The organism is Microvirga zambiensis WSM3693 (assembly GCF_016735695.1).
Lineage (GTDB): Bacteria > Pseudomonadota > Alphaproteobacteria > Rhizobiales > Beijerinckiaceae > Microvirga > Microvirga zambiensis.
In genome coordinates this window covers 21,703-42,982 of record NZ_JAERQD010000049.1, presented here as the reverse complement: position 1 = coordinate 42,982, position 21,280 = coordinate 21,703, and the positions used below count along the sequence as shown (strand labels likewise).

26 protein-coding genes and 1 pseudogene are annotated in these 21,280 nt (G+C 58.8%); 7 read left to right on the top strand and 20 right to left on the bottom strand.

Annotated features, from left to right (window positions below; genetic code table 11):
* The 4 genes from JKL46_RS26435 to JKL46_RS26425 all read right to left on the bottom strand — a co-directional run.
* On the bottom strand, nucleotides 1-301 hold a 301-nt coding region (locus JKL46_RS26435; RefSeq protein ID WP_201838861.1), incomplete at its 3' end, for a hypothetical protein.
* Between the two features lie 96 nt (nucleotides 302-397).
* Nucleotides 398-673: a DUF551 domain-containing protein gene (locus tag JKL46_RS36955; RefSeq protein WP_201838859.1), complete on the bottom strand. Its 276-nt coding sequence runs from the start codon at nucleotides 671-673 to the stop codon at nucleotides 398-400.
* Nucleotides 674-818: 145 nt separating this feature from the next.
* Nucleotides 819-1,103, bottom strand: a complete 285-nt coding sequence (locus tag JKL46_RS36950) for a sunset domain-containing protein (protein WP_425493305.1) — start codon at nucleotides 1,101-1,103, stop codon at nucleotides 819-821.
* A gap of 529 nt (nucleotides 1,104-1,632) precedes the next feature.
* Entirely contained in the window at nucleotides 1,633-1,818 is a 186-nt protein-coding gene (locus JKL46_RS26425; RefSeq protein ID WP_201836201.1) for a helix-turn-helix domain-containing protein, read from the bottom strand.
* Between the two features lie 772 nt (nucleotides 1,819-2,590).
* Between JKL46_RS26425 and JKL46_RS26420 the strand changes: the two genes are divergently transcribed.
* Complete coding sequence (locus JKL46_RS26420) at nucleotides 2,591-4,363, top strand: adenylate/guanylate cyclase domain-containing protein (RefSeq protein ID WP_201838858.1); 1,773 nt, start codon at nucleotides 2,591-2,593, stop codon at nucleotides 4,361-4,363.
* 66 nt (nucleotides 4,364-4,429) lie between these two features.
* On the opposite strand, the gene JKL46_RS26415 is transcribed toward JKL46_RS26420, so the two are convergent.
* The 5 genes and pseudogenes from JKL46_RS26415 to JKL46_RS26395 form a co-directional block, all read right to left on the bottom strand.
* Nucleotides 4,430-5,548 (bottom strand): TfuA-like protein, encoded by a 1,119-nt coding sequence (locus JKL46_RS26415; protein WP_201838857.1) that lies wholly within the window; start codon nucleotides 5,546-5,548, stop codon nucleotides 4,430-4,432.
* Nucleotides 5,545-6,750, bottom strand: coding sequence for a YcaO-like family protein (locus JKL46_RS26410; protein ID WP_201838856.1), 1,206 nt, complete (start codon nucleotides 6,748-6,750; stop codon nucleotides 5,545-5,547). The genes JKL46_RS26415 and JKL46_RS26410 overlap by 4 nt, the downstream gene beginning before the upstream one ends.
* Nucleotides 6,751-6,758: 8 nt before the next feature.
* Complete coding sequence (locus JKL46_RS26405; protein ID WP_201838855.1) at nucleotides 6,759-7,226, bottom strand: hypothetical protein; 468 nt, start codon at nucleotides 7,224-7,226, stop codon at nucleotides 6,759-6,761.
* A 17-nt stretch (nucleotides 7,227-7,243) separates the two neighbouring features.
* Complete coding sequence (locus JKL46_RS26400) at nucleotides 7,244-8,182, bottom strand: trypsin-like serine peptidase (RefSeq protein ID WP_201838854.1); 939 nt, start codon at nucleotides 8,180-8,182, stop codon at nucleotides 7,244-7,246.
* A 688-nt stretch (nucleotides 8,183-8,870) separates the two neighbouring features.
* Nucleotides 8,871-9,493, bottom strand: a pseudogene (locus tag JKL46_RS26395) (SOS response-associated peptidase); the annotation flags it as partial.
* 113 nt (nucleotides 9,494-9,606) lie between these two features.
* Here JKL46_RS26395 and JKL46_RS26390 point away from each other — a divergent pair.
* A complete protein-coding gene (locus tag JKL46_RS26390; protein ID WP_201838853.1) occupies nucleotides 9,607-9,867 on the top strand; it encodes a hypothetical protein in 261 nt (86 codons plus the stop codon).
* A gap of 201 nt (nucleotides 9,868-10,068) precedes the next feature.
* Here JKL46_RS26390 and JKL46_RS26385 read toward each other — a convergent pair whose 3' ends face one another.
* From JKL46_RS26385 to JKL46_RS26365, 6 genes are all read right to left on the bottom strand, one after another.
* Nucleotides 10,069-10,794, bottom strand: a complete 726-nt coding sequence (locus JKL46_RS26385; RefSeq protein WP_201838851.1) for a M10 family metallopeptidase C-terminal domain-containing protein — start codon at nucleotides 10,792-10,794, stop codon at nucleotides 10,069-10,071.
* 253 nt (nucleotides 10,795-11,047) lie between these two features.
* Nucleotides 11,048-11,485 carry an HD domain-containing protein gene (locus JKL46_RS26380; RefSeq protein WP_201838850.1) on the bottom strand — a complete coding sequence of 146 codons (438 nt, stop codon included), beginning with the start codon at nucleotides 11,483-11,485 and terminating at the stop codon, nucleotides 11,048-11,050.
* Nucleotides 11,486-11,547: 62 nt separating this feature from the next.
* The gene (locus JKL46_RS26375) at nucleotides 11,548-11,949 is read right to left on the bottom strand and encodes a DUF2513 domain-containing protein (protein WP_201838849.1); all 402 of its coding nucleotides are present in this window, start codon (nucleotides 11,947-11,949) and stop codon (nucleotides 11,548-11,550) included.
* Nucleotides 11,950-12,213: 264 nt separating this feature from the next.
* Nucleotides 12,214-12,510, bottom strand: coding sequence for a hypothetical protein (locus JKL46_RS35220; protein WP_210381475.1), 297 nt, complete (start codon nucleotides 12,508-12,510; stop codon nucleotides 12,214-12,216).
* 212 nt (nucleotides 12,511-12,722) lie between these two features.
* Nucleotides 12,723-14,069, bottom strand: coding sequence for a calcium-binding protein (locus JKL46_RS36400; protein ID WP_201838848.1), 1,347 nt, complete (start codon nucleotides 14,067-14,069; stop codon nucleotides 12,723-12,725).
* A gap of 305 nt (nucleotides 14,070-14,374) precedes the next feature.
* Nucleotides 14,375-14,740 (bottom strand): hypothetical protein, encoded by a 366-nt coding sequence (locus tag JKL46_RS26365; RefSeq protein WP_201838847.1) that lies wholly within the window; start codon nucleotides 14,738-14,740, stop codon nucleotides 14,375-14,377.
* 273 nt (nucleotides 14,741-15,013) lie between these two features.
* Between JKL46_RS26365 and JKL46_RS26360 the strand changes: the two genes are divergently transcribed.
* The gene (locus JKL46_RS26360; protein WP_201838846.1) at nucleotides 15,014-16,846 is read left to right on the top strand and encodes a hypothetical protein; all 1,833 of its coding nucleotides are present in this window, start codon (nucleotides 15,014-15,016) and stop codon (nucleotides 16,844-16,846) included.
* Here JKL46_RS26360 and JKL46_RS26355 read toward each other — a convergent pair.
* The 4 genes from JKL46_RS26355 to JKL46_RS26340 all read right to left on the bottom strand — a co-directional run bounded on the left by JKL46_RS26355 (nucleotide 16,748) and on the right by JKL46_RS26340 (nucleotide 18,020).
* Nucleotides 16,748-17,044 (bottom strand): hypothetical protein, encoded by a 297-nt coding sequence (locus tag JKL46_RS26355; protein ID WP_201838845.1) that lies wholly within the window; start codon nucleotides 17,042-17,044, stop codon nucleotides 16,748-16,750. The two genes, JKL46_RS26360 and JKL46_RS26355, sit on opposite strands and share 99 nt — an antisense overlap.
* A 70-nt stretch (nucleotides 17,045-17,114) precedes the next feature.
* Complete coding sequence (locus tag JKL46_RS26350; protein ID WP_201838843.1) at nucleotides 17,115-17,501, bottom strand: hypothetical protein; 387 nt, start codon at nucleotides 17,499-17,501, stop codon at nucleotides 17,115-17,117.
* A 49-nt stretch (nucleotides 17,502-17,550) separates the two neighbouring features.
* On the bottom strand, nucleotides 17,551-17,703 hold the full coding sequence (locus tag JKL46_RS26345; RefSeq protein ID WP_201838842.1) for a hypothetical protein: 153 nt from the start codon (nucleotides 17,701-17,703) through the stop codon (nucleotides 17,551-17,553).
* Nucleotides 17,703-18,020 carry a hypothetical protein gene (locus JKL46_RS26340; protein WP_246529546.1) on the bottom strand — a complete coding sequence of 106 codons (318 nt, stop codon included), beginning with the start codon at nucleotides 18,018-18,020 and terminating at the stop codon, nucleotides 17,703-17,705. The genes JKL46_RS26345 and JKL46_RS26340 overlap by 1 nt, the downstream gene beginning before the upstream one ends.
* Nucleotides 18,021-18,129: 109 nt before the next feature.
* Between JKL46_RS26340 and JKL46_RS26335 the strand changes: the two genes are divergently transcribed.
* From JKL46_RS26335 to JKL46_RS26320, 4 genes are all read left to right on the top strand, one after another.
* Nucleotides 18,130-18,375 (top strand): helix-turn-helix domain-containing protein, encoded by a 246-nt coding sequence (locus JKL46_RS26335; protein WP_201838841.1) that lies wholly within the window; start codon nucleotides 18,130-18,132, stop codon nucleotides 18,373-18,375.
* A 92-nt stretch (nucleotides 18,376-18,467) separates the two neighbouring features.
* The gene (locus JKL46_RS26330; RefSeq protein ID WP_201838840.1) at nucleotides 18,468-18,884 is read left to right on the top strand and encodes a hypothetical protein; all 417 of its coding nucleotides are present in this window, start codon (nucleotides 18,468-18,470) and stop codon (nucleotides 18,882-18,884) included.
* Nucleotides 18,884-19,351 carry a helix-turn-helix domain-containing protein gene (locus JKL46_RS26325; RefSeq protein WP_201838839.1) on the top strand — a complete coding sequence of 156 codons (468 nt, stop codon included), beginning with the start codon at nucleotides 18,884-18,886 and terminating at the stop codon, nucleotides 19,349-19,351. The genes JKL46_RS26330 and JKL46_RS26325 overlap by 1 nt, the downstream gene beginning before the upstream one ends.
* Nucleotides 19,352-19,695: 344 nt before the next feature.
* Nucleotides 19,696-20,946 (top strand): hypothetical protein, encoded by a 1,251-nt coding sequence (locus JKL46_RS26320; RefSeq protein WP_201838838.1) that lies wholly within the window; start codon nucleotides 19,696-19,698, stop codon nucleotides 20,944-20,946.
* Between the two features lie 102 nt (nucleotides 20,947-21,048).
* On the opposite strand, the gene JKL46_RS35765 is transcribed toward JKL46_RS26320, so the two are convergent.
* The gene (locus JKL46_RS35765; protein ID WP_246529545.1) at nucleotides 21,049-21,279 is read right to left on the bottom strand and encodes a hypothetical protein; all 231 of its coding nucleotides are present in this window, start codon (nucleotides 21,277-21,279) and stop codon (nucleotides 21,049-21,051) included.
* Nucleotide 21,280: the final 1 nt, after the last annotated feature.

Sequence of the window (21,280 nt, the reverse complement as noted above, 5' to 3'; positions counted from 1 at the left end):
CGACCCATGCGTGCCATGAGTAGTTCTCCCGAAGCGCAACGAAATCAATCATGGTGCACTGACCGGTTGAACCCACCGTAATGTATTTCTGAATCGCCCCGATATTGCTCTGGATGCGGATCGTCTTGATCAACAGAGATTGCCCAAGAGCCTGTTGCGCCTCTTTTCTCTCAGCGGAACGACGTCGATCCTCCTTTCCGGTAGCTGATCGCTGCATGAGATATGCAATGCCGCCGCCGACGACTGAGCTGACTACAGCGGCAATAAACTCGGTCTCACCAAATATGGATAACCAGCCCAAGAGCAGCCCCGCATAATTTCCCAATCACACCATAGTGGGCTGCCTGAGCCTAGAACACCACTTTCCCAACGAAGCCTTTGGGCTGACGGAGGGCAGCTACTCCCCTCCCTGTCCGGGAGAGCGGAGGGAGGCGGGTGGTTCTGGAAGGGGCATCCAGTGGGTCGGGTTTAACTCTCGCATCTCCTCACAGGCCCACGAGGCCATCGTTCCATCCGTCCATGCAGAACGGTACTTTGAATCCTCGCGGCTCTGGTCCCACAATATTGGTTCGAACTCTAATTCCCACCAGGCCACGGCTTGCTTCCCGTCGGGGAGATAGACCAACACCCGTGTGCCATCCTTCGGGGCTGTTTCAATTAGCTGCCAATTCACCTCTCCCTCCTTCCTTCGGGAGAAGTAGACTCAGGGGGCCGCAAAACGTTCAATCGGCCATCCTCTCCTCTCCCTGTCCGGGAGAGTGGGCGTTCTCTGAAAGAGAAGCAGCAGAAGGGGACTACGCCCCATTGTCCAAGGGAGGTTAAACCCGTGACTTACGCCAGCCCGCCTTTCGAGCTTCGTCCTCAGAGCAGAACCAGCGCTCGCCTTTGAGCAAGTCGATCCTCGTTTCCGAATAAAATTCTTGGCCAAGTACGTGGTAGATCCGCTCGCCTGTATTGACGCTGATGTTCCCTTTGATCGTGCACCCGCTAAGTTGTGGACCAAGACCAACGCTGATGACGCCTGCCAGAAAGAAGCCTCCGAGGATGACAGGAACCCAAGAGCGCGCGCGCTTCCTCTGATTGTTGCTCGGGCGGCCCTTAATCTGCTTCCCTCGCCTATCGGTCGAATGTCTAAAGCTCGGGGGTGGGCGCTCAGGCTGGCGTTTACCGAATTGAACTAGTTGCCCCATCATCGCCCTCAGGTCGGCTCCACGCATTCTTGAGCGCAACCGTGTCTAAGGATTGAGCCGGACGTTCAGGCCGTCAATTAGGCCAGATGGTCTAAGCAGCGGGGCGGATGCGACGGCCCGGCCCCGGGGCGGGTGTCTCCTTCCTAAACTTGGCCTCCCGAGCTTTGGCTTTGGAGGGCCTTCTTGTTTCAATTGGGTTTCGGGTAGCTGTAGCCTCCGAGGCCCATGTGCCCATACGCATCTTTCTGGCTATAAGGGTTCACATCGGAAGGATTTGGACGGCTATCGCATCGTTTGCAGCGCAGGCGTCTGATCACGCGATCCACATCTTCACCGCCTCCGACACCCAACGTTGTCCACCAATGGATGACGGTCCAACCGCAGCCAGAGCAGTGGACCTCGAGCCCTTCCTTTCCCAAGCGCTTCAGATCGCCGACTCTCGTCACGACAGGCGGCCCCGAGGCGGCATGGGCAGATCCTTGAAGGTATAGCCGAGCACGGCGTTGGTTATGGTCGAGCGTCCGACCCGGTAAGTCTGAGCCAGCTTCTTCAGATTTCGCTCGCCGGCTGCGTAGCGCAGTCTCGCCTCCAACACCTGTTCGACCGTCAATTTGGTGGTCCGTGACATGATCCTGCCCAGCTCAATTAGAACGGACAGTGAACATTCTCTCTCAGGATAGGAAAGCCAATAAGGCCTGAGATTTTTCCCCGCAGTCCACAGAGAAGCGAGCGCGCTAATATTCGGTGCTCTTACGGAAAGTCCGGTTCCGGCAGGATTGCTGCCCTCAGGCTTACGTCTCAGTAGTGCCGATTTTGAAAAACTCCCCAACTGCCGTTTTTCGGGTCAAAGACAGGATGTTGAGTATCGGCTGGCATGGTGGCGTCAGTGGCCTGAGTTCTCAAAAGCCAGTAACGGGCTGGACGGCAGCCCTTGAGCAACCCGCTGATCACGCACCTGCAAATATTAATCGTCAAGCGGATATGCTTATGGATTCGGTTAGATGGCATGCGAACAAGCAATGTCTAATTTACTGAAAGATCATCATGCGTGCGACGTATTGACAGAATACTTGCTTCCTGCTTGGCCGAGCAGCGCCATACCCATTACCACCAGCTTCGCTGGGCCTCCAACTTAGCTAGTTTGTTCCACAGCTCAACTGTTGGCAGTCGGAGATGCGGCTATGGAAACTATGTTTCATCGGCTGCTCAACAATGAGAGAAGTCACCCAGGCTTCGGAATTGTAGGGAGCTCTCATCGACTTCAGTTTGCGACAACTTGAACCGTCCAGTATAGCTCCACTGATAGCTTGCTCCGTCGGCTTGATCGCTGGTAAATTCGGAGTCCAGGTTGCCGCGGAATTCGGCTGACCATGCTCCCGTCTTGGCCTTGAGTTGTCGCTATGCCGGATGTAGATCAGATCGCTCCGCATCGCCGATTTGGTGTGATGCTGTTTGCTGACATCGTCGATTATACACGGCTCATGGGCGACGATGAGATCGGCACTTGGCACGCCGTCAAGGAGCGGATCCAGATCTTTAAGCAGATCGCGCAGGAGTGCGATGGAGAGGTCCAGCAGGTCAGTGGTGACGGGCTCTTCCTCCTATTCGGAAGCGCCCTAGCGGCCGTGGGCTGTGCGATGAGGTTTCAGAAGCAGATGCGGGTCCTCAACGAGGGGACTTCAGAGGATCGGCAGATTCTCTTCAGGATCGGCATCAATCTCGGCGAGATTCTATTCGACGACGGACAAGTCGGCGGCGACAGCGTGAATATTGCCGCACGAATTGAAGCACACGCGCGGCCAGGACAGGTCTGTATCTCCGCGGCGGTCTACGATCAGGTCTGTGACAAACTTGGATTCGGCTACTCCTATCTCGGGGCACAGCGCCTCAAGAACGTCCGCGAACCTGTCGACATTTTTCAGGTTCAAGAGGATGCGACCGCGGCAGCGATGACCACTGGCCTCAGGCGAATGGCAGCGCCGGAGCAGCCGAACTGCCCACTTGTCGCGGAAGCGTCCGTCGTCGTCCTACCATTCCGGTTCCAGGGTAACAACCCAGCGTGGTATTGGCTTGCTGATGGGTTCACCGACGACATCACAACGAGTCTTTCGCGCTTCCACGACTTCTTCGTGATTTCTCGCAATTCAGCCTATGTGGTCGGGGGAGCTTCGGAGACGCCGCTGCATGCGGCGCGGGAGCTTGGCGTGCGGTACGTGGTCGCTGGCACGGTGCGCGTGGCGGGGAACCGTATCCGTATCGGCATCCAGCTCATTGATGCTGAGAGAGACCGGACTATCTGGGGCGAGCAATACAACCGCGAATTCGAAAATATCCTCGAGCTTCAAGACGAAATTACTCAGATCATCGCCTCCGCGACGGCGGTGAGCATTCATGTCTCGGAATGGGAACGGATGCAGCAGGTCGGCCCCTCCGACCTGAGGGCTTATAGCCTCGTACTACAGGGCCAGCAGCACATTTTCCACTATACCCGAGAAGAGAACCGTCGGGCCCGATTACTCTATGAGAGCGCGCTCAAGGTCGATCCCCATTATGCGAGGGCGATGGCCGCAAAGTCGCGCACGCTCAACATCGACTGGCGTTACAGCTGGACTGAGACGCGAGAAAAGGCCCTGGATGCAGCGCTCAATCTCGCGCAATCGGCTATCGAGGTTGATCCTACGGACGCACGAGGTTTCGGTGAACTCGGATTTGCGCACCTCTACCGCAAGGAGCACGATGCAGCCTTGAGCGCGTACCACCGGGCACTCGGCCTTAACCCGAACGACGCCGATCTTATGTCCGACATGGCTGACGCACTGGCCCATTCAGGCGAGGCTGCAAAGGCCGTTGCACTGCTCGACAAAGCCAAGCGACTCAACCCCTTTTACCCTGACCAGTATCTCTGGCACCTTGGCGGCGCCTATTACAAACTGGGTCGCTATGAGGACGCAGTGCATACCATCAATAGTATGCAGAACCCCACCGAGGGGCGTCGGATCCTGGCGGCGAGCTATGCCCAACTCGGTCGGCTTGTGGAGGCGCGGCGCGAGGCCGCGAAAATCCGCGAGGCCCACCCAGCATTTAACGTCGATCGGTGGGCCGCCGTCCAGCCGGATCGGCTTGAGTTCGACACCATGCATTTCGTGGAGGGGCTTCGCAGGGCGGGCTTGTAGGGTTACTAACCATTTCTCTCAGGGCTTGTTCGCCACGCTCCAATAGGTTTGGTGGAAAGAGAAGTTTCACCGTTTTATTTGCTCGTAACGTCGGCAGGACTTAGCTGACCGCGCGCGGGCGATGCGCAGCATCGTGGCAGAGAGGCGCGAACCGAGGCGACGCCTTAGTAGGTCGATGTTTCCGGTATCACGGACAAGTGCAGCATAGTCGGCATGGGAGAGCCCGGCTTCGGCCATCCAGCGCGCCACACTGTCGGCTCGTGTCAGCCCTTGCCGGCTGCGGAATAAGGCTGCCGCCTTTTCGAACGCCAGCGGATCGGCGGGTCCATCAGCCTCGCGCAGGAATTCTTCCGCTAGAAATGCGAGGAGCGCCTCCCTCTCGATGGCTTCGTATGTACCGTGCAGCTGGAGCGGCTCAACTTGCATTTCGGAGGTCAACGCTGCGCTCTCCGCAACGTCCGACTGGAGGACCCGCCAAGCCTCAGTGTGCTCGAAGCGAAATACCGGCTGGAATGGCTCTTCCAAATCCTGCCAGCTCTCCGCGACATGCTTGAGAAGTGCAAGACAGTCGAACTCCTTCTGGAAAACCTCATTATGCAAGACCCAATCGAGGAAAGTATCGGCACACTCACCGCTCCACCCCCTTTCAAGTGCGTATTCAACCACGGCGGAGTAGGTTCTCTCGCGCCAGAACAAGGCCTCTGCCGATTGTACGAGGGCCCTGGTGTCCCCAGATTCGAGAATGCCAATGCGCTCGGCAGTTGTGAGTGTAACTTGGATGTCTACAAGCGAGCGGGTCAGCTGCGGCCAGCCAAGTTCTGCAGGCCCGTGCAGCACGGCAACTGCATCGTCACGCTGCTGTCGTCCGTCCCGATAGGCCTCGAAGATCTCGCCGATGCCTGCCATCCCGAAGCGATGGAGTTCGGCCGCGCGAAGCGCTCCCATGCTGGCGGCCCCGAACACGTGAATTCCCTCCTTGAGTGCCCAAAGGATCTCCTTGTGGAACACGGCAGGTACGTCTTCGAAGGCACCGTCCACGAGAAGGATTGCACGCGGTTCCTCCAATGCGGCCCGGTATACGTCACCGCGAGCGGCCGGCGGCCGCAACTCGGCCGGTAGAATTGCCAGCGCCCGTTCTGCAGGGAGCGTCGGCCCAAGGAAGAGCACGGGGCGATCAAGCGTCATAATCTGGACGCCCGCGGCCCAGGTAGCGCTTCCTCGCTCGGGTACTCAAGGCCCGGCACGACGAGCCGCAAAACCGGAAGGTCGAACTCCGGGCGGCTTAGATCGACGGCAACAATGCTGTCGAAGGAGTTAGCGATCAGCCGATCTATGAGCCAGCGCAGGTCATCTTCAACGGTCTCGCCACGAAAGTTGGGCCCGGCGTCGAGAACTGCGGTGCCGTTCTCCGCAAGTGGAGCGGGAGGCGGGCCCACAAGCTTGAACCATCGGTGCGTAAGGTCATCGCGCGAGCCCGAGAGACGTGTCACCCGCGACTGCGCGGCCTCTGTGAGGGCACGAATGCAGGCCCAGACCCGGTCGGGGTGGCACCCGAGCCCTCCAGCAGGCGCGGCCGTCACCCCAGACGCTCCGCCCGTAATAGTCGCCCAAAAGACTGAAACGCCTATGTCGGAAGTGATATCCCATAGGGCGAGGCGGCAGCCCGCTGTCTCGATACGCTCGACGAGTGAGCGCGCAACGGGATCGGAGACGGTGACGAGATCGACCCGGGAACCTCGCTCCGGGTTCGATTGGTAAAGCGCGTAGGCATCGCGCTCGATGAGTTCGCACAAACCGTGGACGGCGGCTTCGCCGAAGCTGTTGCCGGATGCCAGACCGTTGGAGCTTCGGGGGAAACATCCGGTTCCCGGCAGCGCCGGCACGGTGAAGTCAGTATGGACGAGTTCCAAGGGAACGAGTCGCTCGCGGCCACTCACGAGGTCAAGTGCCGCAATCCATGGGATACGCTTCTCGACATGAAAAAGGCTGTTGCGCAGCCGGGGCAGACGACCGGGATCGACGGTTCGAGCTGTGCCGGCAGCCTCGCTCCATCGCAGGATGTAGACTGGCCGGTCAATGCGCTCGGCATGGAAGCTTTCAAGTGCCTCCATAGCCCCAGAGATCTTGGCCGCCATAAAGTCAAGCCCCTTTCCCTGGGCGACCGACAGGCCCCGAGAGTTGGGCCGCACCACGACGGCAACCGGAATACCCAGCCGATCGAGCCCGGTCACATCCGCAATCCGGGTGATCCCGGCGGCAGCCAAAAGCGGTTCAACTCGCGCAAAGGTCTCGTCCGGCGTGCGGATGCGTTGCGAGGCGACTTTCGGCGAACGGTTGGCCTCATCCAGGATATCCCTCAAGAGGTGCCAGGCAGGGGAGGATTGCATTCCGAACGTCACGTCGGACTGATCATCGCCGCGAGGTAAGTATGGTTGGCGTCAGGTGGCACGGCTGGAATGACAGCAAGTCCTGGGAACGGCGCTTGGACGTCAGGGTCTATTGTGTCCGCATAGAGGGCCTGAAACTTCTGCTTTTTACCGGAAGCAGTCGAATTCCGAATCTTCTTTAGTGCTTCCTTCCAATTCGTTGGGTATCGGGCCTTGTAAACATCTGTTACCTCGAAAAGCTCGAGCCACGCAGACGGAATGAAGAACACACGATCTAGGTTGTCATCTGCCGGATTATTGCCCACGCGATCGAACACCAGGAAATAGCCCTCCGCCCCGAAACTAGCCTGGGCGGGCGAACCCGCCGCAGCGGAGGCGAGCAGCGCCGTTGCTGCTGCTAGTAGCTCGCGTCGGGTCGCTAACGGCCGGTCTGCGGCGTCGTCCAAGCCGGGCTGCGGTGCAGGGCTGAGTGTCATTTCACTCTCCAACCGGTTCACTGGCAGTTCTTTGCCTCTGTGAAGATTTCGTTCGCCGACTTTTCGCCTCCCTTCTTCAGGCGGTTGAAGTTCGGCCCATAGATCCAGATTTTAGACTTGTCGTATATTGGAACGGCATAGGATGAATTGACTGAAACGACCTTAAATTGCTGTGAGCCAGCGCCTTGGTCCCACACCCATGCTCCACCGCTTGTTCCTTCAGTGAATCCAAGACTGCCCGTATTCAAACCCAATAGCTGTGGGTGGAGCACGTCTCTAGCGGCATTATGCGAGATTGCAGTCAGGATCTGACCGTTCGAATTTGGATACCCGTAAGCCTTGACCGGTTTCTCGTATGGATCGGCCTCGACGAGCTTGACCTTTGGAGCTGTTACGGACGAGGCCAATTTAAGAAAGGCGAAATCGTAATTGATCCGAAGATACTCGTCGGTTTGACTGGCCCACTCGCTAGGCAGCTTGATGCAGTCTTGATTGCCGGTGTCCTTCTTTAAGAGGAAATCTTCGGCTTGAGGGGTGCCTTCTCTTCTCACGAATTTTTCGACTTGGTATCTCGTAGTAGTCCCATTCTGTTGCACGCAATGCGCAGCGGTGATTATGATGTTATCGTCAACGAATACGCCACTACAGTAGTGGGGAGTGCTGTTAATGGTCAGGTATAGCTTCCCGCTCAATGACGAAACATCCTGATCCTGGTTTGCAGCAGAGATCGCGCTGGAGACAACGGTCTCTCGGATAGGTCGCAGGTTGCTGGGCTTGCGCTGCGGCGTACTCGCCACCGGTGCCACCTCAACAGCAGGAGAGGAAAGCTGCGGCATTGGAACAGGCTGCGCCTGTTGTGAACCGGGGGTTAGCTGAGCCGTGGCTGCCACAGTCCAGAGTGTTACCACGGATGCGAACGTAGTTGGCACGACGAGCTTATTCGAATGCCTCGACATGTGGAGTCCTCTTGCAACGGCCGAGCTAACGTGTCGTACGCAAGTCGTTCACAAGCAAGAACTGGCAAATCCTTCAGGCGTAAGATTCGTCCTGGATATTTATATTAATTCACCAAATTAAACCAAGATTGTCCACCGAATCTCACAAGATTAGTACTATATAAGTACTCCTTACGCGTCACCGGATCGAGTCGCCTCGGTAAAAAAGACCGCAATCGAAAATCTGTCCCAACAATTTGCTTTAGACCCGTTAGTTCTTCCCTGAAGTCGTTTTCACGAGCCTCGCGATGCGTGGGCCCTCTCAACTTGGCGATTTCGCTGAAGGTCACTTCTGGATCAGACAAAGAAATTCGCTGACCTCGAGGAAGGTCTGGATACCTTCAGCCAGCGCTCTTGGTGGTCCCCGCCTTCGCGGTTGACCTCCACAGGAACGGCACGCAGCCATTCGGCAAGCCGTGATTTCTTCCTTAGAGCCAACTTCAGCTCCGCCTCACATCGCGAGCGAAAGCTTTTCGACGCGTGGAAATTTACGAACCGGATCCGGCCACCTCAGACATCGATGTTGTCGCCGTCTATGATGACAATCCGCCGGCCATCGACGATCTCGGCTGCAGCAGGCAGGGCGATCATGTTCAGTGGCAGGGCATTGAACACAAGTCTGAGAAGCTGCGACCCAGGCCGCCTCCGGCTGGTCTGCTCGCTGGCCTTCGGCGACGATCTCGAGCATGTCGTCAGGAAGGGGGCGCTGTAGCTTCAGGGTCTCCTCCGTCGGCCCGGTCAGCCAGGTCTCGTATTCCTCGGGCGTCGTCAGGATCACTGGCATCGCCTTGGGATGGATGGGCCCGACGATTCCGTTCGGCTCCGAGGTCAGGAAGGAATAGAGCAGGTGCTCACCTTCGGCCGGGTCGGCCTTGGTGCCGCGCACGCTGGTCCAGGGCCGCCAGATGCCGGCGAAGGCCGCCAGGGGACGTTCCTTCGACAGGGCGAACCAGATTGGCGTTTTGCGCGGCTTCGTGTCCTTGTACTCGCTGAAGGAGGTCAGGGGCACTGCGGCTTGAGCCAGGCGCGCCAGAATGGGGAGGCGACGTTGCGGACGTTGGTGACCGGCTGGTTGCCGACCTTCGGCGGTGGCGGGAAGCCCCAGCGCATCTGCAGCAGCTCGCGCTCGCCATCATGGACCCGCACCACCGGCGCCATCTGGTCCGGGAAGATGCCGGGCAGGGGAGGCATGTTGCCGGCATTGTCGCGGCCGACGTTGAAGGTCTGCCGGATCATCGCCTGGGTGGTGTGGACGCTGTAGAGATTGCACACGCGAGCGGCTCCGTCCTGATTCCAGGGCACGGATCTTAGCGGCGGCAACTGCTGGAACAAAGACGAGTTGCCGAATGTTAAGGCGGCTTAGCAGTCCCCCCGGGAGGTCTTCCTTGCCGCTCACTCTCGCCAGAAACTCAGTCGGACCAGCCGTCAGCAAAAAATGGGATGCCGAGATGTTGGCTTACTTTGGAGCGCTCCTCGGCACGGCCGTGGGATGTTTATACGAGGTGACCGAGGCTATCTTTCACGATATGGGCGAGGTCGAGCCCTTCGCGCAAATTACCGGAGAAATCGCAACAACCGCGCTGGCCACCGCCGCATTGTTTGCGGCTGTCGCTTTAGTTCGCAATTGGCGGCTGACGTATTATTGAATCTGTTTCGGAGTGGATGGCTTACTTCCGCTCGGTTCGAGCAGCTTGCATCTGTTCGATGGTGGCCCGGATCTCCTCGGCAGCCTTCACAACCCGCATGCCGATCATGCCGCTCACGCCGCGGTCGATCGACCTGCCGTCGGCATCCTTCCGGCCGTCAATGAAGGTTGATGGAGCGGAAGCGACCCCGCCCCTCGTTGATCACACGACGAAGAAGTCCTTATTGGTCATCTTGAGATTCTTATCGAGCTTAGCGATCTCGATAGCTGCCTTTGAACCCGAGCCGTCTTGGTCGTAGTACAGGATCCCTTTTTTATCGTCGTAGACGATGTAGTCGTTCTTGTCCTTAGCCTTGTCGCCGATGGTGAAAAAGTCCTTCTTCAGCGGCGCCGGGTGGTCGGGCGTCCCCTTCTTGCCGAGCTTGGTGAACACGGCATTGTCGAGCCAGATCGAGTCGTCATTCACATTGAAGTCGACGATCCTGTCGAGGTTGGTCTTCTTGTTGGGCGTGGTGTCGAACACGAAGATGTCCTTGCCGGATCCGCCACGCAGAATGTCTGAACCCTCGCCGCCATACAGGCAATCTGCGCCGCTCCCGCCGCTGAGCGTGTCATCGCCCGTGCTTCCATGAACGTCGTCATCTCCGACTCCTGCTGAGATCGCATGGGTCGCATGCACGATAAGGGTGAAAGACGCCTCGGGAGCCAGGAAGAACGAGTCACTGTCAGACAGTGTGACCGTGTATCCGCCTGATTTGAGGTAGGGGAGAGACCCAAAGCTCTGCTGCGACTGGGTGGCGAAATTCACCACTTTCCAAGCAACGGTCAAGGATTCGGATACTTTGGTTGGCTTGATCGTCACAAGGACGGGCTCCCCGTCTCGAAACATGCCGGGGGGCAGGTTGAGCGTGAATTTGGAATCGGCCATGGCATGAACGTCGTCCAGGCGCTCTACGGTGTTGTGTCCAGTCACTATGTGCCCCCGCAGGATCTACGTTGGTCCGGTTATTCGGTTCAAATCCGAGTAGAACCACATAAAGGATTATCTTCCCTTGCGGAAGGGCGGTGTGTTTGAACGCTCTAGACGGTCCGGGCTTCGGTCTCGATCCGCCATTCCTCAGATCAGGTGTTCACCGGCTGGCCGGTGATCTCGGAGATCGCGGTGGTGTCGCGGGAGTAGGTCATTCCGGGATCGCCAAACATGCGGCTGCCTGCTTGTAGCGCTCAAGACGCTCCAAGTCCTTGGGCGTCGGAGACTGAAGGCGATCAAGGTCCATATTGTCCTTCAGATCCGCCAGCTTCACGATCCGCGCGATCGGGTTCTGGCTGCATCGAGCCACGAACTCCATGTAGTCCTCGCTCTGGCGGCGGGTGAGGCAGTCGAGTGCGGCCATGATCTCGGGGCTAGACCCTTCCGAGGCAAGGCGTTCAGCCGGCCAGTCCGGACAATCTTCGATTACGTCATGAAGGACAGCGACGATAGCAGCATCGTCGCCGCCATCTTGGCGAGCGGTCATCATCACCCTCAAAGGATGCAGGATGTACGGCGAGCCGCCTTTGTCGGTCTGACCCATATGGGCCTCGGCCGCTATGGCGATGGCGCGTTCAAGTGAGCTCATCTGCAAAAATCCTTTTGGCGATGGGGAGAGGGTAGCGGGAGGGGCGAGGAAGTGGTCAAAGTCTACGTCAGAGGAACACCCAAGCGGTCGCGGACCTCAGCTTTTACATATTCCTTCGCCAGCCCCCACAAGACTTCGACACCAAGACCCCCCACTTTGGCGGCGCCCGCTTTCGTCTTTCGCCAAATCTCGGGGTCGCGCACGGTCGCTAAGAATTCATGCCCCTGCCAGGTGAGCCTGTAGGTGCCAATGCGTCCCTTGACGAATGATCCCAGCCCGCTGGGGTGGGCCTTAGGCATAGGGAAGCTCGAAACGAACCCGGCGTCCTCAAGTAGGGTGAGATGGTTTCGGATCTCTTCAGCCGTGGAGCCCTGCACATTGAGCTCTTCTGGCTTCTGATAGAGATCAGTCCCTTCCTCAAGTGCGAATAGAATGTCGCGCACGAGGTCCATATCGCGCTTCATCTTTGCCCCTCATCCTTCCGTCACACCATAGCGGCTAGGCTCTGGCAGTAAACGAAACTTTCCTGACGGAGCCTTTAGGCTGAGGGAGGGCGTAGCGCTGCACAGCGCAAACGGACAAGTCGGCGAATGTCCGCAATAACCCCAACCGTCGGCAGTCTTTTTCGTTCAGGCGTGGCTGGCGCTTAGCATATCGGAATCTTGAACGTTGGGCTGCTCCTGGGCTTGCGACCGTCTTTAAGGACGGCACTGTAGGTGAGGAATGGACTAAGGGCGCATCGTGTCGATCTCACCGCTGACCCGAGCACGAAGATACTCGAGGTGCTTCAATTCCTCAGACGTGGAAGCTATCCGCCTTTCTACATGCTTCAGATCCTGATGCGCCTCTTTGAACTGATCCAACTCAGCAGCGAGCGCATTGCGGTCCGCCTCGGCCGTCTGGACGGCTCTGGTCAAGCGCGCAATTTCAGCCCGTGTCTCGGATCCCGAGCGGCTCTCCAGAAAGAAGAATCCAGACAGAACCCACCCAGCAATGGCCAAAACTATCTGTAGCCGGTTCATCATTGCCTGTCCTAGTCATATCCCGCCCCTGACTATCGCCGATAGGGGCTGCTACGGGAGTGGCACGAAGAGGTAGAGGCGCCTCGCGCAGCCATTCATTGGGTTTGCCCGTGCTCTCAGAGAGGAACGCCGGTGTCACTGGAGAAGGTTACGGTGAAGTGCCCGGGAGAGCAGCACGTCCGTGCCTTTCCCGGGCTCGCCGATCTGTGTTTGAGCTAGATGACGAAGAAATCCTTGTGGGTCATCTTCAGGTTCTTCGACAGGGTGGCGATCTGCACTTGAGCCTGAGATCCAGTGCCATCGGCATCATAGAAGAGGGCGCCAGTCTTTTTGTTATAGATGACGTGGTCGCTCTTATCCGCTGCCTTGCTTCCAAGGGCGAATTCGGCCTTCTTTAGCTGAACAGGCTTGTTGATCGAGCCCTTATTACCGAGCGCTTTGAAGACTGCGTTTTCCAGATAGATCGAGTCATCGAAGACGTTGAAGTCCGTCACCTTGTCGACGTTGGACTTTGCAGCCTTCGTGTTGAAGACGAAGCTGTCCCGCCCGGCTCCGCCCGAAAGCACGTCCTTGCCGAGGCCCCCATAGAGATAGTCGTCGCTGCCGTGACCGAAGAGTTTGTCGTTGCCGGCATTCCCTTTGAGCCAATCGCCACCGGCATCGCCTTGTAGGACCTCGCCTCCGCGCCCGCCGTTCAGCACCTTACCGGCAGGTACTACAGGGCCTGGATTCACTACCACAGGGCCAGGATCTACAACGGGTGGCGTGACAGGCGGAGGAGCCGCGTCATTATTAAGGACGCTGCCGACACCTGTGTCACTGCCGAAGGTGCCGGTCAACGTCACCACTACATCCGGATTAGACCCCCAGAAGGCATTATCTGCGGTCGGCACTGCCAGGATAGCGGACAACTCACCGGCTTTCATCAGCACATCGCCGTGGCTGGTGCTAACCAAGACGTCTGTAGCCGTGGGAAACAGGCGCGTAATCGTGAACTCCAGGGTTCCGCCTTCGGTCACGGTGGCGGCATCGGAGATGGAATAAGGATTTGCGGCTACGACAGAGTATGTGACCAGGTCATAATCATTGGGGAGGAAGCCCGAGATTGAGTTGTTGACATCGACTAGGACGTCAACGGCCCCATCCGTTTCGCCGATCCATTCGAAAGGAATTTCAAATTCGACCACGTCTTTTTCCGCGCTAAAGACATGGGTGATCGGGCCCCTAACAAAATTCTCGCCATCGGCTCCCGTATAAAGATAGGGCTGACCGTCGGTAAAGAAGTTGATGTTGTATTCGGCCCCTCCTCCATCAAATCCTACACCTCCGAAAATCGGCTGACCGGTAGCCGAACTACTGCCGCTGTCACGGTCGGTATTGAGCCATAGTGTGGTTCCGGCACCGATGACTGTTCCAGTGGGCGCGCGAATGGCGAATACTAACTTTGCTTCAGCGCCGCTACCTTCCACTCTTCCATAAAGTTCGTAGCCGACGGACCCTGATCCCGGAAAATCAAGGCGCTCAGCAGCAGTCCACTCGTTCAAATCGCCATCGATAGGCATGCTTGGTTCCCTAGTACTGGTTGTACGGTGCTACTAGTTCCGAAGCATATCGTCTCCGCCGGTCCAGGAGATCGAGTTATGCGTTCGGAGCAAGAAGCAACATGCAGGTGATGATGCCGCACGAGGCAAACCAATAATATGGACCAAGGTCTTGTATACCTGGCGGGGTGATGGGTATTTTGCGCTATTGCCTACTTAGCAATGCTCTATTTTACCTATAATTAGCTACTTCGATTGTGCCGGACGCAATTCAAACGCGTCGGTGAAGCGATTGGCGCAGAGTACGCGGGATGCCCGCCTCAAGTTCAAAATGCGCCTTTCCCGTCGACATATCGTTTAGCCTCGGATCTCAAACGCATTTCAGCTTTCACCTCCTTGAGCTGAGTATCGACAGCCCTTCTCTCCTCGCTCAGGCGGTCGAACTCCGCTCGCAGCTCGGCGTCTGTCATTCCTGCCAAGGAGGGCAATCTCGCTTTCCGACGGGCTCCCCGTGTCAGTTCACGCATCGACGCTAAGACCCTTAGGCCGATATGAGGCAGCTGGAGCCAATGAGTATCTGGGAGGCTGGCGACCTCCCGGATAGACGGGCGCCGGCCCTCGAACTCTTCCAGGATTGTATGTCGGATGCGAACGGGAAGCTCTTCGAGGGGAAAGGGGTCATCAAGCTGCAAGAGTGATCCTTGGGGTCCTGCAATCGGGGGACAAGGATGCGGGTGAATAGTGAGATGCGTAAGCGCGATTTCGGAGGGCGACGGAAGGAGCATGCGTCCCCAAAGGGTAATACAACAGCCCGACGAACTGCGGTCACAACCCTGCCTAGCTGCGGCATTCCGGCCTGAATCCAGACCGACTTTTTACCCTTATAATCGTGCCGCTTGATACAGCGGTTCCCGCTCCACTGCTGCATCAAGTTGCGATGATCGATGCAGCACGAGGAGCTTCATATGGAACTATCCCAGGAACAACAGCAGGCCTTGGAGCGCGCACGGGCGCGAGCCCGCCAGCGGATAGCAGAGGCTCAGGCCGGCGGCAGGCCCTGGGAGAAATTCCAAGATCAGGGCGAAGGGCTCAAGCCTTGGGATCGGGCGCGGCTCGAACAGGCCCGCCGCGATGGCACGTTGAAGCCGTGGGAGCGAGCACGGCTTGACCAGGAAAAGGCGGCGAGCACTTCGGATCCGGACATGGACGAGGCGTTCTTGTGGGCGGCGGCTCGCAAGCGCAAGGCCGAGGCAGACGCTGGGGGCGTCGATGAGGAACTCGCTCTGGCCCGCGCAAGAGCACGGGCGCGTGCGGCACAAGCGGCCCATGTGGCTTCAGAGGGGAAGCCGTGGGAGAGGTTCAGAGACCCCCAGTCCCATGAAGTCCGCGTGCAAAATGATTTCGAGGAGCTGCCCTGGTACGGCGAGGCGGGTCGGGCCGCGATGGACATTGCCCGCGTCGGACTTGACGGCGCGAGCTTCGGCTTCGGCGACAAACTGCTAGCCGGGATCGAAGCCGCCGGCCGTTCCGATATGGATTACGACGAGGCGCTGCAGCTACATCGGCAAGCGACCGAGGACGCCCGCACCCGATCCGGCCTCGCCGGCACCACGGCCGAAATCGGGGCGAGCTTCCTGCCGATGAACGCGGCGGCGAATGTCGGCGTCAATGCAACTCGGCTCGTGCCGCAGGGGCTGTCGCGGGCAAAGACGCTTGCCGGTAAACTGGCCGCCGGAGGTATCGAGGGAGCGGGCTACGGCGCGCTCCACGGAGCCGGTCACGACGAGGATATCGCCGACGCCGCCTCCATTGGCGCGCTTGCTGGCATCGGCGGCACGGCAGCCGCGCAGGCCGTCGGTGGGGTGGCGGGAAAGCTTGCGCAGGCGCTCAAGCGCGACAAGCCGCAGGTGCCGTCCTCCGAGGCATTGAAGACGCAGGCGCACGCCTCGTACAAGGCGGCCGATGATGCGGGTGTTCTCATCCGTCAGGACAGCATGAACCGGCTGCAGGCCGATCTCATGGACGATTTGGACCTGTTCGGGTTTGATCCTGACCTGCAGGCAAAATCCGCTGTCGTTCTCAAGCGCTTGCAGGAAGCAGCAGGCGGGCACGTGACGCTGTCGAAGCTCGATGCCATCCGTAAGAAGGCGTTCAAGGCATTCGGCGTCGACAAGTCCGACAACGCCGCGCTCTCGACCATCATCCGGCACATCGATCGCCACATCGACGAGCTCGGCGACGGTGACATTCTGCTCGGCAATGCGCAGGCCGGTGCTCAGGCGATCAAGGAAGCGCGCAACCTCTGGCGCCGGGCCTCGAAGTCGGAAGCTGTCGAGAGCGCGATCCGCGATGCTGACTTCGCGCAGAACCCCGAGCGCACCATCCGCACGCAGATCGGCAAGCTGGCGAAGAAAGGCGGCATGACACCGGACGAATTCACGGCCGCCATGGATGTCGCCAAGGGCGGTCCGCTGCGCAACAGCGTGACTTATGCCGGCCGCGCGTTCGCACCACAGTCGGGCGCGCTTGGCGCGGCGTCGTCAACGGCAGCCGTGGTCAGTGGCGTTCTGTCAGGCTATCCCTCGGCCGTGGCGGCTCCAGTCATCGGCACGGGTGCGAAGATGCTGTCCGACCGGATGACGAAGGCCAAGGCGAACAGGTTGGCCGAACTGATGCGGGCCGGCGGGACGCGTGAGGCGCTAGAAGGGCCGGATAATGCGCTTCAGCGCCTGTCCAAGACGAAACGCGATGCGCTCGCTCGCCTGCTGCTCTCCGGCGAGTTGACGCTTGCCCCTTAGAAACCAAGCCAGCATCAGGCCGCTCACGGCAAGGGCGACGATGTCGCCGGGATAGATCGGCGGAAGTCCGTGCTGCCAGACGTAGAGCGCGATGACGATGGAAAGGGTGCCGATCCACTCGAACCGGCTTTCCGTCTTCTCATCGGCGGCAGGGACTTCCGGTTCTTTCGACCCAGATAACTCACGCTCGTCGCGCATGGCAGGTCTCCTGCAAGTTGGCCGAAGCCCGGAGAGGTACCGGGCCTCGGAATTGCAGCCATCGCCGTTGTCACACCCGGCCTGATGTCGTGGGATCCGTCAGGCACACGACCTCCTGGAGGAAGCGGCTGAGGACTTCGTAGGTCCGGACGCCCCAGTCCTCCGGTGTCTGCATATAGCGGGCGGCAATCCGCGCCTTGATGCCGAGGCCTTCGGGCGTATGCGAGGGCTGCGCGAGAATGGCGTCCTCGATGCCGGACACCTTCGCGCAGAGCCGGTCAAATTCGGCCTCCGGCAGTCGCTGGCGCTTGACCATGACGGCAAGTTCGATTGCGTCGACACGGGCTCGCGCTTTCGTGTGCTGATCCATAAGGCGCAGCAGCACGAGATCTGGATGGGCTCGAGCGGCAGTGTTGTGGATCATGCGGGCGGTGGTGGGGGAAGTGCTTCGAGCCATGGGGTCATCTCCTGTTCGTCAGCAGTCGTGGGGAAAGTGCAGGCGCGGCTTAGGGAAGCGGCGGCGGCTGCGCCCGGCGAGCCATCTCCACCCAGAAGCGGCAGCAACTCTTGTGCTGGGCTGCTTCTTCCGGGCAGGCCTTGGCCAGAATGCGGGACCTGCGGGCGCAGTGCAGAAAGACGATGAACTCGGGGATGGCCATCAGTGCGCTCCCGTGTTGCGGGCAGACTTCGCGCGAGCCCACGTGAACCGAAGAGCCGTGCCGATGAGCTGCCGCCAAGGGGCCTTGCTGCCCTTTGCGCGCTGCGCCCGAGCTTGGGCGATGGCCGCCGTCATGATGGCAGAGCGGTCATAGGCGCCCGCGATCACGAGAGGCGCGGAGGCGGCTTCCCTGGCCAACCGATCAAGCCGTGCGGCTTCGAGGGAGCGGGAAGCAAGGAAGCCGTGAGTGGGTTTGGCGCGGTCGGCGCGCATATCGCGCATCGCGGCGGTCCAGTCGATTCTACGCGAAAGGGACATTGTCTTTCCTTTATGCGTAATAAGTTTCTAAAAAAGAAAGTAACATCCGATTATTTCGATTTCAAGCTGTAACTTGCTAAAAAAGCAAGTTTGGCCTATCTTGGCGGGTATGATCAGTGCTTCCCAATGCCGAGCCGCGAGAGGCCTACTCAACTGGACGCAAGCCAAACTGTCTGAGGAGACAGGGCTAAGTGTTGTGACTGTGCGAGCCTTCGAAAAAGGTGGCGAAATGCGTGACAGCAACCGCAATCTTCTGCGGCTTACCTTTGAGCGCGCAGGAGTTGAATTCATCCCAGAGAATGGCGGTGGCGCAGGGGTCCGTTTACGCGACCGTGACATGCCCGGCCCCGCCTGACCTCAATCAAGGAAGTTTGAATTGCGGCCGTCGACGAATGCGACGCGGAATATGATACGTAGAACAAACCGACAACTTCTTCGGGATTTGCGATGACGGAGCCCCAATCACAACCTATTGAATACCGTGACAATCACGCCCGTCTGGTGCGGGGCCTGGCCCGCGTCGGCCTGAGCGAAGAGGGCATGGCCCAGGCGCTCGGCGTGCCGGTCTATACGATTTATGAGTGGATCGAGACCAGGCCCGAGTTCGCCGCTGCCATGGAGCAGGGATGGGTCGAGTTCAGGCTGAGCTCGCCGCGCCCTCCGAGCCGCTACAAGTACCCCGCCTACACGTGGGCGCTTCAGTACGCGGCCAGAATGAAGGCTCCGCGGTTGGCGGCCGTTCTCAGGGCAAAGATGGCCGAAATGAAAGCAATCGGCCCGCACGCTATGGCAGCATTCAACGATGACATCCGAGAGGGCATCATGAAAATCCAGCCCCTGCGCTACATCCCGGAGAGGACTTGATGACCGCCGGCCGCCCGACAAAGTATGACCCCGACTATCATCCCGAACACGCTTACAAGCTGGCCATGCTCTCGCACACCGACGAGGAGATGGCCGCCTTCTTCGAGATCAACACCGATACGTTCTACGAGTGGAAGCGACGCTACCCGGAATTTTCCGAGGCGGTCACGCGCGGGAAGATACCGGCCGACGCCGAGGTCGCTGCCTCATTCTTCAAGCGTGCGACCGGCTACGATCAGCCGACCGAGAAGCTCTTCCTGTTCGAGGGAGAGGTCATCAGGGCCGACACGGTCACGCATTACCCACCCGATCCCGGCGCTGCCTTAAATTGGCTGAAGAACCGTCAGCCCGACAAGTGGCGCGACAAGAAGCAACTCGAACTGGACGCCGATGTCGATGGCGCTCCGGTCGCCTTCCCCATCGTGCGCGTTTATAGTCCGAAGCCGGATGAGAGTGATGCGGCTTGATGCGTTCCGGAGGCGGCGTTGAGCTTAATGCCGGGGCATTGGTGAGAGAGCGTCAGCCTCAACCGTCGCAAGGGTTGACCGGAAGTGCGCGATTTTGAGGAAGTGGGAGTCCGTGAGCTATTGGCGCTAATGACGCTATTGGCACAGCATCCGAATTGAAGTGGCGTTGCCTAGCCAGGCACCAATTCTGCCTATGGATCGCGCCATGCCTAGCTATCCGATACGACGTAGCCAAATCGTGGCGAGGCATCCGAACATCTTGACGACCCCGAAGGTAGACTGATACCGACGTCGTAGTCCATGGCCAAGCCATGCTTTCCGCACCGATTTTATCGGAGAAACGCATGGGCACGCAGCCACTCGATCTGTCATCGCAGGACCTCGTTCTCCTTGACGACAGCTTTTTAGAAGCCCGCAACGCCGCCTTATTCGGGCCACGCTATATTTTCATCCATCAACTCCAGACCCGGCGCCAACGCTATCCGCGGGACTCGCGCATGGTGGAGTTCCCGCAATGGTTCGAAGCGAGGCGAATACTTATCCCTCATAAAACCAGGGTAAGCCGCATTGATATGGCTGAAGGGTCGGAATGGGAGTGCGAGTTTCTGCCGGTATATGTCGCGCCCGAACGCGCGCTTTTCGATGCACGACGGATCCTAGTTTCAGCGCTTTCGATCACTGATTTGGCGGCCCGGCCGGGCGTGCTTTTTGCAGGCGATATCCCCCAAGACCTGGGTGAGGCTTTCGAGGTCGGGCAGTCCCGGTTTCATGTTCTCCAGGACTTCTACATTGCTTGCGCGGAAACAACAGCGGACCCCATAAGGACGCTGCATGAGCTTGTCGCAAAAACCGAGGGGTATCATATTCACTGCGCTAGTGGATCGGGGGGCACAATATACCAAGATAGTCTAGATCTCCCTCCAGACGTCGTAATCGACCGAGAAAGCTTTCTATCAGATCTCCTGGCGCGGCGGCTTGAGGAGCGCTTCTTCTGGAATTGGAAGCTCCACGCTATCGTCGCTAGCCGACGACGCTCTAAACAGCCTGTGCGCCGAGAAGTGGGATTATCCGACGCACCTTGGGAAGATGAACTCGCTAACCCATTCGCAGTTCAAATGCTCTACCGAATCCGTGCGCGAGTTGATGAGTGTTTTCCCGTTAGTGATGTCCGTCCATGGTGCGGAACTGGACGTTATCCCGATCGGGACCTTCCGCGGCACTGGCGAGGTTCATTGGCAGGGCTGAGGGGCGCAGTTGACAATAAGGAGAGGCTGGAACGCCAAGGCAAGCATCTCATTCGCGATCGACGAGAAGCGATCCGGGACTCCCTATGGCGCTTTCCGGACGGCTCAGACTGTGACTTGAGTGCAATTAGCTTCGAACACTTCGGCTTAACTGATGGCGCACGTGGCTTCCTCGATGAATTGCACCCAGACTGCAATGATATTGATCTGCCATTGCGGCTTATGGAATGGCTCAATGAGCCTGACGCGGCAGCTGAAGCTGCCATGGCACGATATCTGCGTACTTGGTTTGGAAAGCTGCTTCGATCCCAAGTGATGGGGGGAGGAGCCAGGTCTGCGGTATCAACGTAACGGCCAGCCGCCTTGCCCCACATAAGGTTGGGAGATTTTCGCGTGTGAGTGGGTCAAACAAAACCCCGGCGCAAGGCCGGGGTTTGCTTTCGCTTCGATCTATCAGGAGGTCGGAGGTACAACTTCTTTGATCGGACCTCTCCGGGCTGCCGGCTTCCGGTTCCGATATTTCGACGAGACAGCCAGCGGAGCCAGGCTAGCATTCACAGGGTTCGGAAAGTGCTCCAGCGTGGCGCCGGTCGCGGCATCGACGCCCATGCCGACGAGGCCGCCGATCAGGACGTTGCCGGCAAATCCTGCCGCACCACTCCCGGCGACGCGTGTCTGGACCATG

What these genes read in the sequence shown, in the direction of transcription:
- JKL46_RS26345 (WP_201838842.1), bottom strand. Translation starts at nt 17,703, where the DNA reads ATGGCCATCCCCGAGTTCATCGTCTTTCTGCACTGCGCCCGCAGGTCC.
- JKL46_RS26380 (WP_201838850.1), bottom strand. Translation starts at nt 11,485, where the DNA reads ATGAGCTCACTTGAACGCGCCATCGCCATAGCGGCCGAGGCCCATATG.
- JKL46_RS35765 (WP_246529545.1), bottom strand. Translation starts at nt 21,279, where the DNA reads ATGGTCCAGACACGCGTCGCCGGGAGTGGTGCGGCAGGATTTGCCGGC.
- JKL46_RS26410 (WP_201838856.1), bottom strand. Translation starts at nt 6,750, where the DNA reads ATGCAATCCTCCCCTGCCTGGCACCTCTTGAGGGATATCCTGGATGAG.
- JKL46_RS26360 (WP_201838846.1), top strand. Translation starts at nt 15,014, where the DNA reads ATGGAACTATCCCAGGAACAACAGCAGGCCTTGGAGCGCGCACGGGCG.
- JKL46_RS36400 (WP_201838848.1), bottom strand. Translation starts at nt 14,069, where the DNA reads ATGCCTATCGATGGCGATTTGAACGAGTGGACTGCTGCTGAGCGCCTT.
- JKL46_RS26320 (WP_201838838.1), top strand. Translation starts at nt 19,696, where the DNA reads ATGGGCACGCAGCCACTCGATCTGTCATCGCAGGACCTCGTTCTCCTT.
- JKL46_RS26375 (WP_201838849.1), bottom strand. Translation starts at nt 11,949, where the DNA reads ATGAAGCGCGATATGGACCTCGTGCGCGACATTCTATTCGCACTTGAG.
- JKL46_RS26400 (WP_201838854.1), bottom strand. Translation starts at nt 8,182, where the DNA reads ATGTCGAGGCATTCGAATAAGCTCGTCGTGCCAACTACGTTCGCATCC.
- JKL46_RS26350 (WP_201838843.1), bottom strand. Translation starts at nt 17,501, where the DNA reads ATGGCTCGAAGCACTTCCCCCACCACCGCCCGCATGATCCACAACACT.
- JKL46_RS35220 (WP_210381475.1), bottom strand. Translation starts at nt 12,510, where the DNA reads ATGATGAACCGGCTACAGATAGTTTTGGCCATTGCTGGGTGGGTTCTG.
- JKL46_RS26420 (WP_201838858.1), top strand. Translation starts at nt 2,591, where the DNA reads ATGCCGGATGTAGATCAGATCGCTCCGCATCGCCGATTTGGTGTGATG.
- JKL46_RS26325 (WP_201838839.1), top strand. Translation starts at nt 18,884, where the DNA reads ATGACCGCCGGCCGCCCGACAAAGTATGACCCCGACTATCATCCCGAA.
- JKL46_RS26405 (WP_201838855.1), bottom strand. Translation starts at nt 7,226, where the DNA reads ATGACACTCAGCCCTGCACCGCAGCCCGGCTTGGACGACGCCGCAGAC.
- JKL46_RS26340 (WP_246529546.1), bottom strand. Translation starts at nt 18,020, where the DNA reads ATGTCCCTTTCGCGTAGAATCGACTGGACCGCCGCGATGCGCGATATG.
- JKL46_RS26335 (WP_201838841.1), top strand. Translation starts at nt 18,130, where the DNA reads ATGATCAGTGCTTCCCAATGCCGAGCCGCGAGAGGCCTACTCAACTGG.
- JKL46_RS26415 (WP_201838857.1), bottom strand. Translation starts at nt 5,548, where the DNA reads ATGACGCTTGATCGCCCCGTGCTCTTCCTTGGGCCGACGCTCCCTGCA.
- JKL46_RS26330 (WP_201838840.1), top strand. Translation starts at nt 18,468, where the DNA reads ATGACGGAGCCCCAATCACAACCTATTGAATACCGTGACAATCACGCC.
- JKL46_RS26425 (WP_201836201.1), bottom strand. Translation starts at nt 1,818, where the DNA reads ATGTCACGGACCACCAAATTGACGGTCGAACAGGTGTTGGAGGCGAGA.
- JKL46_RS26385 (WP_201838851.1), bottom strand. Translation starts at nt 10,794, where the DNA reads ATGGCCGATTCCAAATTCACGCTCAACCTGCCCCCCGGCATGTTTCGA.
- JKL46_RS26355 (WP_201838845.1), bottom strand. Translation starts at nt 17,044, where the DNA reads ATGCGCGACGAGCGTGAGTTATCTGGGTCGAAAGAACCGGAAGTCCCT.